General features: G+C 41.3%; 14 protein-coding genes. 3 read left to right on the plus strand and 11 right to left on the minus strand.

The window, feature by feature from the left end; all coding sequences use genetic code 11:
* Window positions 1–2: 2 nt before the first annotated feature.
* From ACFQ1M_RS13165 to ACFQ1M_RS13175, 3 genes are read right to left on the minus strand one after another with little or no spacing between them, the layout of a single operon-like run.
* Entirely contained in the window at window positions 3–1,694 is a 1,692-nt protein-coding gene (locus ACFQ1M_RS13165) for a DUF6909 family protein (RefSeq protein WP_386408947.1), read from the minus strand.
* Window positions 1,695–1,741: 47 nt separating this feature from the next.
* The gene (locus tag ACFQ1M_RS13170) at window positions 1,742–3,232 is read right to left on the minus strand and encodes a GH3 auxin-responsive promoter family protein (protein WP_386408949.1); all 1,491 of its coding nucleotides are present in this window, start codon (window positions 3,230–3,232) and stop codon (window positions 1,742–1,744) included.
* A gap of 6 nt (window positions 3,233–3,238) precedes the next feature.
* Entirely contained in the window at window positions 3,239–4,108 is an 870-nt protein-coding gene (locus ACFQ1M_RS13175) for a M23 family metallopeptidase (RefSeq protein WP_386408951.1), read from the minus strand.
* Between the two features lie 316 nt (window positions 4,109–4,424).
* Between ACFQ1M_RS13175 and tatA the strand changes: the two genes are divergently transcribed.
* On the plus strand, window positions 4,425–4,616 hold the full coding sequence (tatA, locus tag ACFQ1M_RS13180; RefSeq protein WP_386408953.1) for a twin-arginine translocase TatA/TatE family subunit: 192 nt from the start codon (window positions 4,425–4,427) through the stop codon (window positions 4,614–4,616).
* 57 nt (window positions 4,617–4,673) lie between these two features.
* On the opposite strand, the gene ACFQ1M_RS13185 is transcribed toward tatA, so the two are convergent.
* The 4 genes from ACFQ1M_RS13185 to ACFQ1M_RS13200 form a co-directional block, all read right to left on the minus strand.
* Window positions 4,674–6,800 (minus strand): Tex family protein, encoded by a 2,127-nt coding sequence (locus ACFQ1M_RS13185; RefSeq protein WP_386408955.1) that lies wholly within the window; start codon window positions 6,798–6,800, stop codon window positions 4,674–4,676.
* 184 nt (window positions 6,801–6,984) lie between these two features.
* On the minus strand, window positions 6,985–7,959 hold the full coding sequence (locus ACFQ1M_RS13190) for a DUF4837 family protein (protein WP_386408957.1): 975 nt from the start codon (window positions 7,957–7,959) through the stop codon (window positions 6,985–6,987).
* A gap of 24 nt (window positions 7,960–7,983) precedes the next feature.
* A complete protein-coding gene (locus tag ACFQ1M_RS13195) occupies window positions 7,984–9,585 on the minus strand; it encodes a lytic transglycosylase domain-containing protein (RefSeq protein WP_386408959.1) in 1,602 nt (533 codons plus the stop codon).
* 168 nt (window positions 9,586–9,753) lie between these two features.
* Window positions 9,754–10,944, minus strand: a complete 1,191-nt coding sequence (locus ACFQ1M_RS13200; RefSeq protein WP_386408961.1) for a phosphoglycerate kinase — start codon at window positions 10,942–10,944, stop codon at window positions 9,754–9,756.
* Window positions 10,945–11,144: 200 nt separating this feature from the next.
* On the opposite strand from ACFQ1M_RS13200, the gene ACFQ1M_RS13205 reads away from it, so the two are divergent.
* The gene (locus tag ACFQ1M_RS13205) at window positions 11,145–12,281 is read left to right on the plus strand and encodes a DNA polymerase III subunit (RefSeq protein WP_386408963.1); all 1,137 of its coding nucleotides are present in this window, start codon (window positions 11,145–11,147) and stop codon (window positions 12,279–12,281) included.
* A 153-nt stretch (window positions 12,282–12,434) separates the two neighbouring features.
* A complete protein-coding gene (locus ACFQ1M_RS13210) occupies window positions 12,435–12,833 on the plus strand; it encodes a DoxX family protein (protein WP_386408965.1) in 399 nt (132 codons plus the stop codon).
* A 58-nt stretch (window positions 12,834–12,891) separates the two neighbouring features.
* On the opposite strand, the gene ACFQ1M_RS13215 is transcribed toward ACFQ1M_RS13210, so the two are convergent.
* From ACFQ1M_RS13215 to mnmG, 4 genes are all read right to left on the minus strand, one after another.
* The gene (locus tag ACFQ1M_RS13215) at window positions 12,892–13,410 is read right to left on the minus strand and encodes an OmpH family outer membrane protein (RefSeq protein WP_386408967.1); all 519 of its coding nucleotides are present in this window, start codon (window positions 13,408–13,410) and stop codon (window positions 12,892–12,894) included.
* 229 nt (window positions 13,411–13,639) lie between these two features.
* Complete coding sequence (locus ACFQ1M_RS13220) at window positions 13,640–14,503, minus strand: class I SAM-dependent methyltransferase (protein WP_386408969.1); 864 nt, start codon at window positions 14,501–14,503, stop codon at window positions 13,640–13,642.
* The gene (locus ACFQ1M_RS13225; RefSeq protein ID WP_386408971.1) at window positions 14,497–15,021 is read right to left on the minus strand and encodes a hypothetical protein; all 525 of its coding nucleotides are present in this window, start codon (window positions 15,019–15,021) and stop codon (window positions 14,497–14,499) included. The genes ACFQ1M_RS13220 and ACFQ1M_RS13225 overlap by 7 nt, the downstream gene beginning before the upstream one ends.
* Window positions 15,022–15,111: 90 nt before the next feature.
* A complete protein-coding gene (mnmG, locus tag ACFQ1M_RS13230) occupies window positions 15,112–16,983 on the minus strand; it encodes a tRNA uridine-5-carboxymethylaminomethyl(34) synthesis enzyme MnmG (protein WP_386408973.1) in 1,872 nt (623 codons plus the stop codon).
* Window positions 16,984–17,012: the final 29 nt, after the last annotated feature.

Here is a 17,012-nt window from a genome sequence, read left to right on the forward strand (position 1 = left end):
AATTATGAATTAAATATTTGCTCTAAAATTTTTTCCGTGATCAAATAAGTTGGGACGACCCCCGTTGTCCCTAAACCTCCAGATGCTAGGGTGCTCCCGGTTTCTAAGGGATTATCCGATGCGTAATAGGCATATCGCACCTTTACATCTTTACTGATACTTCGTCTGATCTTCGATGCCGATTGTATGGCCTTTTGATAATGAGCTCCTTCCATCTCCAAACCTACTACATTCCATGTTGATTCGTAGAAGAATTTCAAAATATCCCTATTTTGAAGGGATGTTCCCAATACCGTTATCATTGAACCTTCATATACCTTAGGGCCATGTCCTTTAAAATCTGCTTTGCACAATTCGTTCTCAAAGGGATAATTATCTGCTGTGCCCTCAAAAATATGAGCCGATGGAATCATAATATCTCCTTTTCCTCCCTCTAAAATTCCCGCTTTTCCCATTATGGAGATGGAAGCCACCTCTAAGAAAAGTGGAGATTCCAGATCTTGTTTATAGGGTTTCAAAAACTCATCTATCGTTTCATAAGCTTGCTCCCCGAACGCGTAATCCATCACAAATAGTACTGGCTCCTCTCCTTTTTTGACATTTTTCAAATCGTAGGTGGTTGCCGCTTCTTTGATCTTGGCCGTATCAAATATTTGGACATTGATATTCGTGCCAGAACTATCCTTTATGTAGGTCATCCCTTGGGCTAAGGCAACTTTTTCAACCTTATCTCGTAACTTGCCATTTTCTTCTTTGCTAAGGGTCTCGAAAACTTCCATTCCCTTAGACTCTTTCAGCTCTTTTCCCAATTCCTTGGCAGCAAATAATGAATTCATGACACTATGCATGTTGGCACTTATAATGTGTATCGGTCGTCCCAACAACTGTTTTTCCTTCAGAACACGTTTGATATTATTCGCCCATATCTCTCCATGAAGATGGTGACCAATTCGTTCTCGAAGGACTGGGCTAAACGTGATCGTTCTCTTTTGTCCTTTTACTATTTCATCTAAGGCCAATTTGCTTAACCAATAAATGACCTTCAAGAATCGTTCAGGGTTCTTTTTGGTAGAGAAGGTGTTGTAAACCCCAAGAATCTCTTCGAAGGTGCGACCCATAATGTTGGCCGTATGTGTAATGGCAACCTCTCGTTCTGCCAATGTTAATTTTTGGCCTTTCGTTGCTGCGACCTTTAGCTTCACCCAATCTCTGGTAGTTTCACCATCTTCATTGATCAACACGCGATTAGCAAGCTTGTGAGATTCGACAAACAAGAATGTTAGGTGTGTGAGAATATCATAAATATCAGAACGCCCCCTGGTGATCTCAATATTCATCTGTTCATCGTCAATTCGATAACAGTTTCGTCGTCTTTTGGGCGGGATGATCGTTTCAAAATGTGACTTAGAATATCCTTCATCTGAAGTGAGATTGATAAAGCGACATTGTTCTATGCCCATGGGCAGTCGGTCCAGCACATACATCAATCCATTCAATTCTGCCTTTTCCTCGGCGATGGAACCATATATCTCGGGGCGCAATTGTAACAGTGCATTACGGAGCGTTTCTCCCGAAACCCCCATCGGCTTGTAAAAACCTCTATTGAACAAATGTCTCATAGTTATGTACATTCGCTCAATGGCGTTAGAGGATTCTTGTGCTCTCGTTCTGCTCTGTGACTTTATGCTACTCATAGATTTTTATAAGTTGACAAAGATACAATGATTTTGTTAACCCAATCTTATATAAACGGTTGAAGCTCATCGGCTATATTTCTATCGTTAGAAAGCCTTGGGATCTTATTCTGCCCTCCTAACTTCCCTTTGTTTTTCATGTAATTGTTGAACCCGTCTTTCTTGACCTTGGTGACCACCAATTTTCGAAGTATCTTTCCTTGAATTAGATCAAAATAGTAACTGTTCTGCTCTTGCATTGATGCATCCATTCTATTGATAAAATCTTCCATGTCAGAGGGTTCATTTTCGAACTCGATGAACCATTCGTGATATGGAAGTCCCTCTTCGGGGTTGATCTGTGGTGCAACTGTAAACTCATTGATGCGAATCGCTGTTCCTTCGGTCGCCTCCTTCATCGCTTGTTCTACCTCTTTTCCGATGACATGTTCGCCGAAGGCAGAGATAAAATGCTTGATCCTGCCAGAGACAACGACCCTATATGGTCTAGTAGCTACAAATTGTACCGTATCGCCAACATTGTATGCCCATAGTCCAGCATTTGTACTTACTATCATTACGTAATTCACCCCTATCTTTACATCCTTGATGGTCATTCGTTTGGGGTGCTCGTCAAAGAATGTATCAGCTTCGATAAACTCGTAGAATATGCCTGCATCCAATTGAAGCAGCATTCCTTGTTCCTTTTGTGAATCCTGAAAGGCAAAAAAACCTTCGGAAGCTGGATATAGTTCTATACTATCTACGCTTCGGCCGATCAAGTTTTCAAATTTGGCACGATATGGCTCGTAGTTCACTCCTCCATATATGAAGAGATTGAAATTTTTAAAGATGTCCCCTACTTTTTTTCCTGTCCTTGCTTGAAGTTTCTCAAAGTACATTTGCACCCATGATGGGATGCCACTGATGACCGTCATATCCTCATCGATCGTCTCTTCGACGATCGCATCGACTTTTTGTTCCCAATCTTCGATGCAATTGGTCTCCCAACTTGGCAATCGATTCCTTTGAAGATAGCTCGGCACATAGTGAGCGACAATTCCGGAGAGGCGGCCTAGCTTAATGCCGTTCTTCTCGTGCATTTCTGGGCTTCCTTGAAGAAAGATCATCTTACCGTTGACAAAGCTTGAGTTTCCAGTTTCTGCAATATAGAGCAGAATCGCATTTCTGGCTGCTTCAATATGGCTGGGCATGGATTCTTTGGTGATGGGGATATACTTTGCTCCCGATGTAGTGCCAGAGGTCTTTGCAAAATATAGCGGCTTTCCTTTCCATAGAACATCAGGCTCTCCAGCAACCACTTTATCAACATAAGGCCTTAGGGCCTCATAGTCTCTTACAGGAATTCTTTGGGCGAAATCCTCATACGTCTGTATATTTTTAAAATCGTGATCAACTCCAAAGATGGTATCTTTTGCTCCAGCGATAAGTTCCTTAAAGATCTTTTCTTGTGTTTCAATGGGGTGGTTGGCCCATTTAGCCACTTTCTTTTGGATACGTTTTGCAAAGATCCTTGCCGCAAAAGACTTTATTGACATACGATATTATTCAAAATCGATAAAATTGGTCGGGTCTACATGATAACCATCGCTCCAAAGCTCGAAGTGAAGGTGCGGGCCCGTAGAAAATTCACCTGTATTACCTACCACCGCGATCACTTCACCACTTTTAACCAATTCTCCCTGTTGTTTTATCAGTGATGAATTATGTTTATATACCGAAATCATCCTGTAGCTATGCTCGATGATGATCACATAGCCCGTTTCGGTAGTCCATTCGGAGAATATGACGGTGCCGTCAGCTACGGCCTTTACCGGAGCATTTGCCGCGGTGGCGACATCTACGGCATAGTGCTTTTCATTTGGGTTATACCCTTGGGTAATAGTTCCTGTGACTGGCGGAAATAATACAAAATTCGCTTTGGAAATGGCAGATTCGAACAGATTATACTTATCCTCTTGTGCTACGGCTTCTCTAAGTAGCGAATCTTGTCGATTTGGTGTAAAATCATAGCTTGAAGGGTCTATGGTGATGCCCTGTTGTATAGAATCTTCGGCAATGTCTGCACTACTTACGTCACCCATCAACACTTTTACCAAACCATCGTATCGTATGGTGTTTTGTGCTATTTGCACTTCGAGTGAGTCGGTCTTATATTTCAGTTCGGCCGCTTTCCGCTTTAAGGCTGTTGACGAATAACCCGGAATATATTCTCGTAGCGGAGTAAAGGCAATCAAAACAGTAGTGCCCGCAATTAGAAATAGTGCGAAGAGGCTTCCAAAAACAAATACGTTAAGACGCGTGAGTTTAAAGGAAACCCTTTCTTCAAAGGTATCCTCATTAAGGATCACCAAGCGATACTTATGAAGGAGTTTCCTTCTTAACTTCTTGCGTTTTGTTTCTTCTTTTACCATGGTACAGGTTGTGCGCAAATATAGTTAAAGAAATATGTTAATACCAACAACCTTAACGCTAGTATAACAGGCTATAAGCCAATAAAGCCTTGTCCCTATTAAAATCATATCCGGTATTTAAGCCCACATTTCCAAAAATCGTTTTTACTCCATTGAGACAGAAACCATTTCAGGAAGTGTATGAATGGTTTCGTCTTTGCGATCTGCGAGCTTTAAATTACCTGCAAGCCTTTGTTGGCAACATACTAAAATTAACCTTAATAACGTTTGGTTTGCTCAAAACTTGTTACCTTTGTAGCACTAATTAGAAAAAATCATGATTTCATTAGGTATATTTTTAGGGCTCGTAGGCCCGTGGCAAATAGTTTTGGTCGTAGTTGTCATTTTGTTGCTTTTTGGAGGTAGAAAGATTCCAGAACTAATGCGAGGCCTTGGAAGTGGCATCAAAGAGTTCAAAGATGCGACTAAAGAAGATGACACTCCTACAAAAGTTGAAGATAAAGAATAGATGATAGATACTTTTTTATCCTATTGAAAACCCAGCCTCTGAGCTGGGTTTTTTGTTTTAATCGATCATTGAAAGCTGTATTCGTTTTCGGGCCAGATCCACCTCCATAACTGTGACCATTACGTGTTGATGTAATTTTACCACACTGTTGACATCACTGATAAATTCATCGGCCAGTTTTGAGATATGGACCAATCCACTTTCTTTGATCCCTATATCCACGAAACAGCCAAAGTTGGTAATATTGTTAACGATTCCCGGAAGCCTCATTCCTGTTTTGAGGTCCTCGATCTTTTTCACGTGGGGATCAAATTCGAAGATCTTGGCCGACTTTCTCGGGTCAACGCCAGGTTTCTCCAGTTCTTTTATGATGTCCTTCAAAGTTGGAAGGCCTATTCTTTCACTCACATAGCTCTGAAGTTGAATCTTCGCTATCAATTCCTTGTTTCCAATAAGGTCGCCAAGTCCAACCTTGGCGTCTTTTGCCATTTTTTCTACCACCTTATAACTCTCTGGGTGCACGGCAGAATTGTCCAATGGATGTGTAGGGTTAATAATTCTCAGGAAGGCTGCGGCCTGTTCGAAGGCCTTTCCGCCTAATCTAGGAACGTTTTTGAGGTCATTTCTACTTTTCAATGCGCCGTTTTCATTCCTAAAAGCAACGATATTCTCGGCGAGCTTTTCTCCTATTCCGGAGACATAACTCAATAAAGGAGCACTTGCCGTATTTACATTTACTCCGATTCGGTTAACGCAGCTCATCACTACCGTGTCCAATTCAGTTTTCAACTTTGTTTGATCGACATCGTGCTGGTATTGCCCAACACCGATCGATTTAGCATCGATCTTCACCAATTCGGCCAGTGGATCTGCCAATCGGCGTCCAATCGATACGGCTCCTCTTACTGTTACATCATAATTGGGAAATTCTGCTCGCGCTATCTTCGAAGCCGAATATACCGAGGCTCCTGCTTCGTTGACAACAAAAACCTGAATAGGGTGATCAAAGGCAATCTTCTTAATGAATGCTTCCGTTTCACGGGAAGCGGTACCATTACCAATGGCGATGGCCTCGATCTTATATGCATTTGCCAAAGAACGGATCTTTTTAATGGCCTGTGTCGTTTCTCTTTGCGGTGGATGAGGATAGATATTCTCGTTGTGCAGTAGGGCCCCTTGCTGGTCTAGACAAACCACCTTGCAACCCGATTTAAACCCTGGATCGATCGCTAAGATCCTCTTTTGTCCCAAAGGTGGGGCGAGCAACAATTGCTCCAAATTGTCTGCAAATACCGAAATTGCCCGGTCGTCAGCCTTCTGCTTGGCTTCTGATAATACTTCGTTGGAAAGTGCGGGAGCCAAGAGACGTTTGTACGCGTCTTCTATGGCTATAAATATTTGGTCGGTGCACGACTCGTTATCTGTCTTTATAATGATGTCGTCGATAATATCTAGGGCCTCTTCCTTGGCTACCTCGACCTTTATTCGAACAATTCCTTCATTCTCCGCTCGCAACATGGCCAACAACCTATGCGATGGGCATCGATTCAGGGATTCACTCCAGTCTAAATACTGTCTGTATTTCTGCGCTTCCTCAGTGTTTTCTTTGTCCTTTATCGCCTTTGACGAGATGGTTGCCTTTCGCTGAAACAAACGCCGAAGGTTTTTACGTACCAATGTATCCTCGTTGATCCATTCGGCAATGATATGGCGCGCACCTTCTAAGGCCTGATCTTCATTTGGAATGCGCTCATTGAGAAAATTGGAGGCGGCGAGACCCACATCGCTATGTTGCTGTTTCATGATGATCTTGGACAGTGGTTCGAGTCCATTTTCCCTGGCGACACTGGCTTTGGTCTTACGCTTTTTTTTGTATGGAAGATAAAGGTCCTCGAGCATTGTTAGCGTATCCGCTTTTTCGATTTTCTGCTGTAGCTCTGAAGTGAGTGCTCCCTGCTCTTCAATAGCCTTCAAAATGGTTTGCTTCCTTTTCTGAAGGTCTTCGAAAAAGGTTTTGAGCTTTATAATTTCGCCTATTTGTACTTCATCCAAGCCTCCGGTCATTTCCTTTCTATATCTGGAAATAAATGGAATCGTGGCATCTTCCTCTAAAAGCTTAAGTGTATTTTTTATACTTCGCTCTGCAATTGGAAGTCGGTCTTTGATATAGCTAAGCGTTTGCATATTCTGGTAATTTGAAGGATATAAATTTAGGGAAGAGTTGCGATCAATCTGTAAACAAATTCATCTAATTATATACATGCGAACTAGAAGAATTTTTGGAGATGTCGGGCTTTATCTTCATAAAATTGCCTAGGGTTTCAAGCCTAGGCATCTCTTTTATGGATATTGATGATCTCTTCTAAAACTATTTCACGTTTAATGACCTGATGATCGCTTCTAGCTCAAAGAGCTGATCGCGCTTGTCCTTTTGCGGAGCGAAGACAAACCCTTCAACTACAATTTGACGCTCATTTTCTTTATCTTCGATGATATAGTTGACAAAGGGTCCTGCCATGAAGTTGCCTTCTAGCTCCCATCTGCCTCGAATTTCCGTAGCTGGCTTATTGTCGATGATGTCGTCGTTGATAAAGGGAGCAAAAGCCGCTTCGGTGATCATATAACTATCCTTTAAACGACCTGGAACGAAGTTCTTTCCAATAGAATCTCGCAATTTTACAAATTCTGTTACCATCGTTGAGTCTTTAGCTATAAATCCTGCTGGTAGCTCATAGACCAGAAGATTCATCGTTCCGTTGGATGTTGGCCGCTCTATCCATAGAAATTTATCCTCGTTTCTCACTGTTTTATAGACCGATGGCATTTGAAGGGTGATTCCAAACTTCTCTTCCAGGTCCTTTTGTTGATTGGGAGAAAGCAAGATCATCTGTTGCTTCTCTTTCATCTCATTTGCCTTCAAGTTGGTAATGCCCTTTTCGGCGTTTTCCTTTAGATTCTCTATGATCTCTTCGTCCGTGCCACCTGAAACCTTGATGAGTTTTTGATGTTTGGCATACACATTATCCTTAATATCAAAGTTGCTCTCCCCATTTTCGACTATGAGGATATTTCGATGTTTTGTCACCGTCCCGCTAAATGCCTTTGGCTCCAAATGTCGAAGGGTGTATATAGGCTCTGGATTCAATACCCCTATAAATTCAGCCGCGAAGATCTCGCGGATAGCATCCCCAACTTGTCCATTCCATTTGTCATTGTCCGTGACCACCAGTACATGATTGATCATTCCATACGACTTTGGCAAATAAGCTCCCGCTTCTTTTTTGCCATCATTACACGAAATGGCCAATAGGCCTGTAAAAAGAATAACGAAGATCGATCTCATATTTTCATTTTTTTTTGAAGGTATCTACTTGCCTACAACAAGTTTCATACCTGGTTTTAGGTTATTGCTACTAATATCGTTCCAATCTTTAAGATTTTCGACTGAAATCCCAGGAAATTTTTGAGAAATACTCCACAGCGAATCACCTGCTTTTACTGTATAGGTCTTTCCTGCAACGACTGTCTTTTTCTTCTTGGTAGCGCTTATCGAGGTTTTCGTTTTGGATGCAATCGCAGGAATTCGTTTTGGATAGATCGTCAACCGCTGCCCTACACTAAGATTGTTACTTCGTAATCCATTCCATTTTTTGATCTGTGAAACTCGAACGCCATATTTGTTGGCAATCTTTCCTAGATAATCACCGCTTCGCACGCGATAGCGAATTTTGCTATCCATTTTGAAGAATTGTGGTAATGGCTTTTCTTTTTTGGCCAGTTCTTCTTTTGCCAAAGAATAGATCGAGTCTTCATTGGCGACGAATACCCCTAGCTTGTCCACGGGCAATCTCAGGGCATAATCCCTTCCTTCTACATAGGGGATAATATCCAGCTTATAAGATGGGTTATAAAACTGAAGTTCTTCCACCTCCATGTTCGTCTTTTCTGCTATCTGGTCGAAGGTGATTAATTGTTTTACCCTTATCGTGTCCGAAACAAAGAATGGTCTGTCAAATTGTTTAGGCTCAAAGTTATGCTCCGTGGCAAATTCAAAAATATACATGGTGGCTAAAAATGAAGGTACATAACCAGCTGTTTCACGTGGAAGAAATGGTCGCAAATTCCAATAATTCTCGTAACCGCCTGACCTTCTTATCGCTTTGGTGACATTTCCTGGACCAGAATTGTAGGCGGCCAAGGCAAGGTCCCAATCGCCAAAGATCTTGTATAGCCTTGAAAGGTATTGACATGCAGCTTCGGTGGCCTTTAAGGGGTCGCTGCGCTCGTCTACGTAACTGCTGACCTCTAGGTTATATTGTCTCCCTGTCCCATACATGAATTGCCAAAGCCCTGTGGCACCAACTCTACTTCGTGCGCGCGGATTCAATGCAGATTCGACAATGGCCAAATACTTCATTTCTAAAGGGATATCATATTTGTCCAGCGCCTCTTCGAACATCGGAAAATAAAACTGGCTCACTTCCATTAGTCGGGTCAACGATTTTCTCCGATTCTTTAAGAATCTTTTGATGACGCTCTCTAAGGAAGGATTGTACTCGACATTGAAGGGTGTGCGAGCATTCAATGACTTGAGTCGCTTTTTAAGTGTCTCGGTATCAAGTTCGGGATATATGATGGTATCATAATCCAGATTTGAAACTTCACTATAAATCGAATCGAAGAGTGAGGCGTTGTAGAGTTCTTTGATCCATAAGCTATCTATATGGGCTAACTCTTTGTTGTCCTTAAAATTTCCTTCCGTGTTTCTTTGTGGGAATTGGAAAAAACGCTTGCCTGTCTCCTTTGCGAATATTGTGTCATAGACCTTGCTGTCTTTCACAAAAGTATCATCTAGAATAGCATTCTCATCGGTTCGATCGAAGATCGAGTCTTTTATTTGACTATAAGACAGGGTACAACAACATAAAGCAATAGTGGCCAGAAGGCCCTTTTTTATTGGGAACAACATAACACTTAAACGGGTTTGAAGCTAAAATCGTGTTTTTTAGCTAAAATCCAAATTAATGAAGCGTTAAAAAAGGTGATTCTAGAGAGTTGATACCTTCTTTTCCACGTGCGCTATGATATCTGCTGTCGGGTTTTTAGAAACTTAACAGGTCTGACCTTTCGAAAGGTACTAAGCTAAGATTGCCGCAATACCTGGTAGGGTCTTACCCTCAAGGCTCTCTAGCATCGCTCCGCCACCAGTAGAAACATAGCTCACCTTATCTTCGAATCCGAATTGCTTTACCGCCGCCACGCTATCGCCGCCACCAACGAGGGAGAATGCACCATTCTCTGTGGCCTCGGCGATGTGATTTCCGAGAGCTATAGTTCCTTTAGCAAAATTCTCAAACTCAAAGACACCCAATGGGCCATTCCATAAGATCGTTTTCGAATCCAGTACCACCTTTTTGAAATTTTCTAAGGATTGTGGACCTGCATCCAGTCCTTGCCAGCCTTCTGGAATCTGGTCTACGGCTACAACTTTGGTCTTGGCATCATTAGCAAAGGCATTTGCCACCTTTACATCCACAGGAAGATGTACCTGTACGCTTTTTGCCGCTGCTTTCTTTAGAATTTCTAATGCCAATTCTTGTTTGTCGTCCTCACATATAGAATCACCTATATTTCCTCCTTTAGCTTTTACAAACGTATAGGTCATTCCACCACCAATGATCAAATGGTCTACCTTATCCAAAATATTTTCAATAATGGTGATCTTCGAGGAAACTTTGGCCCCTCCCAAGATGGCTAGAACAGGTTTTTCACCAGATTCCATTACTTTTTTGATGCTTTCGATCTCTTTGGCCAATAAACTGCCGAAACATTTTCTATCAGCAAAAAATTGTGCGACGATAGTCGTAGACGCATGCGCGCGATGTGCCGTACCAAAAGCATCATTCACATAGATATCTCCAAGTTTAGAGAGCTTTTCAGCAAAGGAGACGTCCCCGCTTGTTTCCTCCGAATGAAAACGCAAGTTTTCCAATAGCAGGACTTCTCCAGGACTTAGATCGGCTGCTTCTTTCTCAGCTTCAGCTCCGATACAATCGGAAACGAACTTCACTTCTACACCAAGGATATCTTCTACCTCATCTATGATATGCCTAAGCGACATGCTATCATTTACCTGTCCTTTAGGCCTTCCCATGTGGCTCATTAGGATACAGCTTCCACCGTCCTCTAATATTTTTATGATGGTCGGTTTAGCCGCATGGATCCTGGTAGCATCGGTCACCTGAAATTCCTCGTTGAGTGGAACATTAAAATCTACACGTACTAATGCTCTTTTTCCGTCGAAGTTAAAATCGTTGATCGTCTTCATTTAGTTTTATGTTTCGATTAGTCATTGGAGCACAAATTTACATTTTCTGCGGCTCTTTAGAATTGAAATCATCGGAAAAATAAGACGTCCAATGCTTCCGAAAACGATATATGTTCATAGCTTTTTCCCATGATCGCAGGTGCTGACCAAGGCTTTCTTAAAAAGTGACTTCTGCGTGGATACTTTGTTATCTTTGTGACATGCGATTCGAAGAGGTTTTAGGACAAGAACATTTAAAAAAGCATCTCATTCAAAGTGCTGATAAAGGCAGAATACCGCATGCACAGCTCTTTGTTGGTCCCGAGGGTTCTGGCACATTGGTAGCGGCCATAGCCTATGCACGGTATCTGATTTGTAACAAGAATAGTAGTAGCACGGACTGTCACTTAAAGTTTGATCAGCTCGCGCATCCCGATCTTCATTTCGCATTTCCGGTAAATACGAACGATCGTATAAAAAAACATCCTGTTTCCAACCATTTCATGGGTGAATGGCGGCAATTCTTAAAGGAGCAGCCTTATGGAAACTTGTTCGATTGGCTAAGGCTTTTGGGAATAGAAAAAAAGCAAGGCAACATCGGAGTAGATGAAGCTACTGATATCGTAAAAAAGCTCTCATTAAAATCTTTTGAAGGGGGTCACAAAGTGATGATCATTTGGATGGCCGAGCGCCTCAATAGCGCTGCATCCAACAAGCTGCTAAAGCTTCTTGAAGAACCTCCAAAAGATACCGTCTTTATCCTTATTGCTATCGATGAGGAGCAGCTTATAAGCACGATAAGGTCTCGTTGTCAGGTTTTACATTTTGCTCGTTTGCCAGAAGCTGTCATCAAAGAGGCTTTGATCGCTCGCAACGTGAACCCTATTGAGGCGCAGCGCCTTGCGCATCAATCAAATGGTAATTTTAACAAGGCGGTCGACCTGGTCAACAGAGATAGCGAGGACCTGGTGTTTGAGCAATGGTTTGTGAGTTGGGTTCGAAGTGCCTTCAAGGCGAAGGGAAATAAAGGTGCCATTCACGACCTTATAGCTTGGGGCGAGGAAATCGCAAAAACAGGGAGAGAAACACAAATAAAGTTCTTGAAATTCTGTTTAGAGCTTTTCAGACAAGCCATGTTGCTTCATTATAAGGCGGAATCATTGGTGTTTATGCAGCCTTCGGTTGAGAATTTTGAGCTGAAAAAATTTGCGCCCTTTGTGCATGAAAATAATGTGGTGGAAATTACTGAAGAGTTGCAGGATGCCATCTATCATATAGAACGCAACGCTAATTCGAAGATCATTTTGACCGATCTTTCCATTAAACTTACTCGACTGCTTCATAGTAAGGCGAGTTGAATTTACAACAACTCATTGCTGAAAATTCTTATGTCTCTTTACATGTGGGTGTTTCACTTCTTTTTAATCCAGATTTAGCATGTGCTAATCGAGAAAATTTCGAATTAACGATGGAATTTCGTTTCTTTCATATCACTAACTAATATTAACTCCATGGAAAAAGCTTTATCGAATATTACCGAAATTTTGCTTTTGTTGTTTTTGATCATAACATTTCTGCAAAGTGCATTGGATAAGATCTTCGATTGGAAAGGCAATGTAGATTGGCTAAAAGGTCATTTTTCCAAGACTTTTTTTCAAAATTATGTGCCTTTGGCGCTCTTTAAAGTGCTTGTCGTTGAGCTTGTTGCTGGCGTAGTTTGTTTGATCGGTATTTTCAAACTAATTATGGAAGGTGAAAAGAGCGTAGCGCTTTACGGAGCTATTCTGAGTTGCATAGCGCTGTTGATGTTGCTCTTTGGCCAAAGGGTTGCAAAGGATTATGATGGAGCCAGAACCATCGCTATCTATTTTGCGCCGGCGATCTTTACGGTTTTCCTGCTAGCGCGATAAACACAATAAAAAGGGGCTCCGTTGAGGAGCCCCTTTTGCTTATAATATAAAACGCTTTTTATTGCTTTTCTGTCTCGTACTTTTTATTGAGCTCTTCCAATAGCAATGAGGTAATATCATTGGCCTCGGTACCGTACAAAACACTTCCAGCCTCATTGGCGCCTAAGATATAGGTATATCCATTGGTCTTTCCGTAGTCTTTGACGAAATTCTTTACTTTCTTTACCAAAGAATCTATTTCTTTTTGGCTGGCCATTTGTATTTGTTGTTCCTCATATTGAAGTTGCTGTGAGAGCATCTGTTGTTTCTGACCTAATTCTTGATAGCGCTCCTCTGCCTTTTTGCGCGCCATTTTTGCCGCTTTGTCCTGAAATTCTTGTGCCTCGGCCTGAAACGCTCTAGAAAGACTATCTGTCTTCTTCTGAAAAGCTTCTATTTGGACCTTGAACTTTTCTTCTATGTCCTTCTTTTCTTGGTATTCATTCACCAATTCGGAATTATCGACGAAAGCAATCTTTTGCTTTTCACAAGAAACAAATGCCATGAGTGCTATTGCGCCAAAAATTAATTTCTTCATTCTCTCTTAAATTTATATAATGGAACGCAAATGTAACAAAGTATCTGCGAATTGGCTCTGGTGGACTAAAAATTTCAATTTATATGAATCATCATAAAAAATGATTGTTTATAGATCAATTATAAGTTTTATCAATACCATATCGCTTGTATTGAAGTTTATACACTGCTTTTTTGATTCGTAGCGGCAATAGATATGCCCAAGATGACGAAACACGCTTAAATCGGCTCTAATTGCCCAATTCTTTCTTTTCTATGATATAGATCAGCGAGGAGTACTCTCCTGAACTTGTTGCTGTAAGATTTGACTTAACGCCTGTAAGAAAAGCCTTAATTGTATTCATTTTACCTGTTTTATACTTTTCAGACAATAAGCTTACGTAGTAAGCATCAAATTTCATCGGTAATATTTGTATGATCTGCATTTGATACTTCTCAAATAAGATAGCGATCGATTTTTTCGAAAAATGCCATAAATGTCTAGGAACATCATATGCTGCCCAGAACTCCTTATAATGATTTGCATCGTAGGAATTAAAATTAGGTACTGCAATGAAAATGGTCCCATCTTTTTTCAGGAGCCTTTTCAACTCCAAAATTTGTTTCTCTAGATCCGGCACATGTTCTAAGACATGCCACATGGTAATTGCGTCAAAACACTCATCATCTAAATGCTGCGTGTTCTTTTGTAATTCAATTCCTTTTTTACCTGCCAATGCCCTTGCTTGCTCATCGGGCTCAATTCCCGCGATGTCCCATCCTCTTTTCTTAGCCTCGCGCAGAAAATCTCCGGTGCCGGCACCAATGTCTAGAAGTTGACCTTTTTGTTTTTGATAGCGAGTGATGGTCCTTACCTTTTTGGCCAGGGCATATTTTTTAACCAAGTGATATACTTTTTCAAATATGCTTCTTTTAGCATCTGTGTGTGAAATATAATCTTCACTCTGGTAATAGGATGGTAATTTTTCGGCTGTTGGTTTTGGAGAAGTAACGAGCATGTCTAGCTCTTTGTTTTTCAACAATTGAAAAATTTCACCAGAAACCGTGTGGTCTTTACAGCTTAAAAAGATTTCTTCATTGCTATGGTCTACCATGTATTGAGATATTCATCTTTTAGACTACGAAGATAATCTACTGCGATGTTTCTAAAAAGAGAATCTGTGGATAGGCAATCGTTTCCATAATCATCTGCAACGGAAATGGCGATAAAGCTATACGATTTTTCATCTTCGCTATACTCAGCACGTCTATTTTCGTTTGAGACGGCCTTCGAAATGATTGGAGTGAGTAAATCTAAGGTGTGACTTTGTTCGTTAACGGTTGGTGTTTCCACGCTGATATTAAGATTTGCCCCATTCTCGGTGATCGTGTACGTTTTAGAAAACTTAAAATTTTCCAGCCCGTGCTTTTTTGCTATAAATTGTTTGAAGTCTATTTCCGTGCCAGGATTTTCAAAGACGAAAGCTTTGCGATCCTTATCAAGCTTTAGTCCTTTGAGCTCTTTTTTGTTTGCAATGTAGAAATTTTCAACTTCTGGTGGTTTGTTCACTCGAAGTGTTACGCAGCTGCTCAGACAAATCAATAGTGCGTAGAATGTGGTTTTCCTTATCATCTTTTGGTCATTTAGTTTGATATTCCTTTTAATCAAAAACTAGGCCAAAAAATAGTTAGCTTTTCGCTATAATTGTTTCACGTGGAACAATTATCTACCCATGTAGACCAACATCACACTTATGTCACTTGGAGAAACACCACTTATTCTAGATGCTTGTGCCAAAGAAGTGGGTCTAATTTCCTCCAGTTTCTCTTTCGCCTCAAATGACAACGACTTCAACTTTGAATAATCAAATTTTTCAGGAATTCTAATATCTTCTAACTTATTAAGCTTATCGGCATTATTCTTTTCCTTTTCTATATAGCCCGCATATTTAATTTGAATTTCCGTTTGCTGTAGCACTTCTTGCTCCAGTTCCTTGTTCAATACAAAATCTGCCACTGGTTCAAAACTCATCATATCTTGCATGGTGATTCCTGGCCTCGAAAAGATCTTAAACATCTTATCGGATTGCTTCATGAGTGAAGAATTCTTGGACGATAACATCGGGTTGGCTATTTCTGGTTTGATGCTGGTCTCTCTAAAAAAATTGATAAAAGCATCCGCATCCTTTTTCTTCTTTTCCATCTTTCTTAGACGCTCTTCTGACGCCAGACCAATTTCATGAGCGATAGGTGTAAGTCTAAAATCAGCATTATCTTGTCGCAATAGGGTTCGGTATTCAGCTCGAGATGTAAACATCCTATATGGCTCTTCCGTACCTTTGGTGATCAGATCATCGATCAACACCCCTATATATGCTTCATTTCGTTTAAGCACAAAAGGGGATTCCCCTTTTACCTTCAATGCTGCATTCACTCCCGCCATCAGTCCTTGAGAAGCCGCCTCTTCGTAGCCAGTCGTTCCATTGATCTGTCCTGCAAAGTATAGGCCTTTTACCAACTTCGTCTCAAGCGTATGCATTAATTGCGTCGGAGGAAAATAGTCATACTCAATCGCATACCCAGGTCTAAAGAATTTTACATTTTCAAATCCGGCGACTGAACGTAGCGCTTTAAATTGCACATCTTCGGGTAACGAAGTGGAGAATCCATTTACATAAACCTCTACGGTATCCCATCCTTCAGGTTCTACAAAGATCTGATGTCGATCCTTGTCGGCGAATCGATTGATCTTGTCCTCAATTGAAGGACAATATCTGGGCCCTATACTTTTTATTCGACCATTGAACATAGGCGAACGATCAAATCCCTCTCGAAGTAAATCGTGAACGCGCTCACTTGTATAGGTCATGTGACAGCTACGTTGTTCTGTCAAAGGATTGGTGACATCGGCATAGGAGAACTTCTCTGGTTGTTCATCACCAGGTTCTTCATTCATTTTAGAATAATCGAGCGATCTTCCATCAACTCTTGGAGGCGTCCCTGTCTTCATTCGACCAGATTCAAAACCCAGCGCAACGAGCTCTTCTGTAATTCCGGTTGCTGCTCTTTCTCCAGCTCTACCACCACCGAATTGTTTCTCACCGATATGGATGAGCCCGTTTAAAAATGTTCCATTCGTTAATACAACACTCTTGGCGTAGACGGTTATTCCTAAAGATGTGTGTACGCCTCTAATCTCTCCATTCTCGACAAGCAGTCCAGAAACCATCTCTTGGTAGAAGTCCAAATTTGGTGTCTGCTCCAGCATTATCCGCCACTGCTCTGCAAATCGCATCCTATCGCTTTGCGCCCTTGGTGACCACATTGCAGGACCTTTGGATTTATTGAGCATCTTAAACTGTATCGCACTCTTGTCGGTGACAATACCGCTATATCCACCAAGTGCATCGATCTCTCTAACGATCTGCCCTTTGGCAATGCCGCCCATTGCTGGGTTGCACGACATTTGAGCAATGTTCTGAAGATTCATGGTGATCAATAGTGTGCTACATCCCATATTGGCTGCGGCAGCTGCGGCTTCCGACCCAGCGTGTCCAGCACCAACAACTATTACATCGTATTCCTTATCAAACATAACTTTTAGTATTGTTCCACGTGAAACAA

It is taken from the genome of Sungkyunkwania multivorans (genome assembly GCF_042675645.1).
In the GTDB taxonomy this organism is placed as follows: Bacteria; Bacteroidota; Bacteroidia; order Flavobacteriales; family Flavobacteriaceae; genus Sungkyunkwania; species Sungkyunkwania multivorans.

Bases quoted from the DNA above. Each gene is read 5' to 3' on its own strand.
- ACFQ1M_RS13225 (WP_386408971.1), bottom strand. From the start codon at position 15,021: ATGATAAGGAAAACCACATTCTACGCACTATTGATTTGTCTGAGCAGC.
- ACFQ1M_RS13215 (WP_386408967.1), bottom strand. From the start codon at position 13,410: ATGAAGAAATTAATTTTTGGCGCAATAGCACTCATGGCATTTGTTTCT.
- ACFQ1M_RS13220 (WP_386408969.1), bottom strand. From the start codon at position 14,503: ATGGTAGACCATAGCAATGAAGAAATCTTTTTAAGCTGTAAAGACCAC.
- ACFQ1M_RS13175 (WP_386408951.1), bottom strand. From the start codon at position 4,108: ATGGTAAAAGAAGAAACAAAACGCAAGAAGTTAAGAAGGAAACTCCTT.
- ACFQ1M_RS13210 (WP_386408965.1), top strand. From the start codon at position 12,435: ATGGAAAAAGCTTTATCGAATATTACCGAAATTTTGCTTTTGTTGTTT.
- ACFQ1M_RS13170 (WP_386408949.1), bottom strand. From the start codon at position 3,232: ATGTCAATAAAGTCTTTTGCGGCAAGGATCTTTGCAAAACGTATCCAA.
- tatA (WP_386408953.1), top strand. From the start codon at position 4,425: ATGATTTCATTAGGTATATTTTTAGGGCTCGTAGGCCCGTGGCAAATA.
- ACFQ1M_RS13185 (WP_386408955.1), bottom strand. From the start codon at position 6,800: ATGCAAACGCTTAGCTATATCAAAGACCGACTTCCAATTGCAGAGCGA.
- ACFQ1M_RS13190 (WP_386408957.1), bottom strand. From the start codon at position 7,959: ATGAGATCGATCTTCGTTATTCTTTTTACAGGCCTATTGGCCATTTCG.
- ACFQ1M_RS13205 (WP_386408963.1), top strand. From the start codon at position 11,145: ATGCGATTCGAAGAGGTTTTAGGACAAGAACATTTAAAAAAGCATCTC.
- ACFQ1M_RS13195 (WP_386408959.1), bottom strand. From the start codon at position 9,585: ATGTTGTTCCCAATAAAAAAGGGCCTTCTGGCCACTATTGCTTTATGT.
- mnmG (WP_386408973.1), bottom strand. From the start codon at position 16,983: ATGTTTGATAAGGAATACGATGTAATAGTTGTTGGTGCTGGACACGCT.
- ACFQ1M_RS13200 (WP_386408961.1), bottom strand. From the start codon at position 10,944: ATGAAGACGATCAACGATTTTAACTTCGACGGAAAAAGAGCATTAGTA.
- ACFQ1M_RS13165 (WP_386408947.1), bottom strand. From the start codon at position 1,694: ATGAGTAGCATAAAGTCACAGAGCAGAACGAGAGCACAAGAATCCTCT.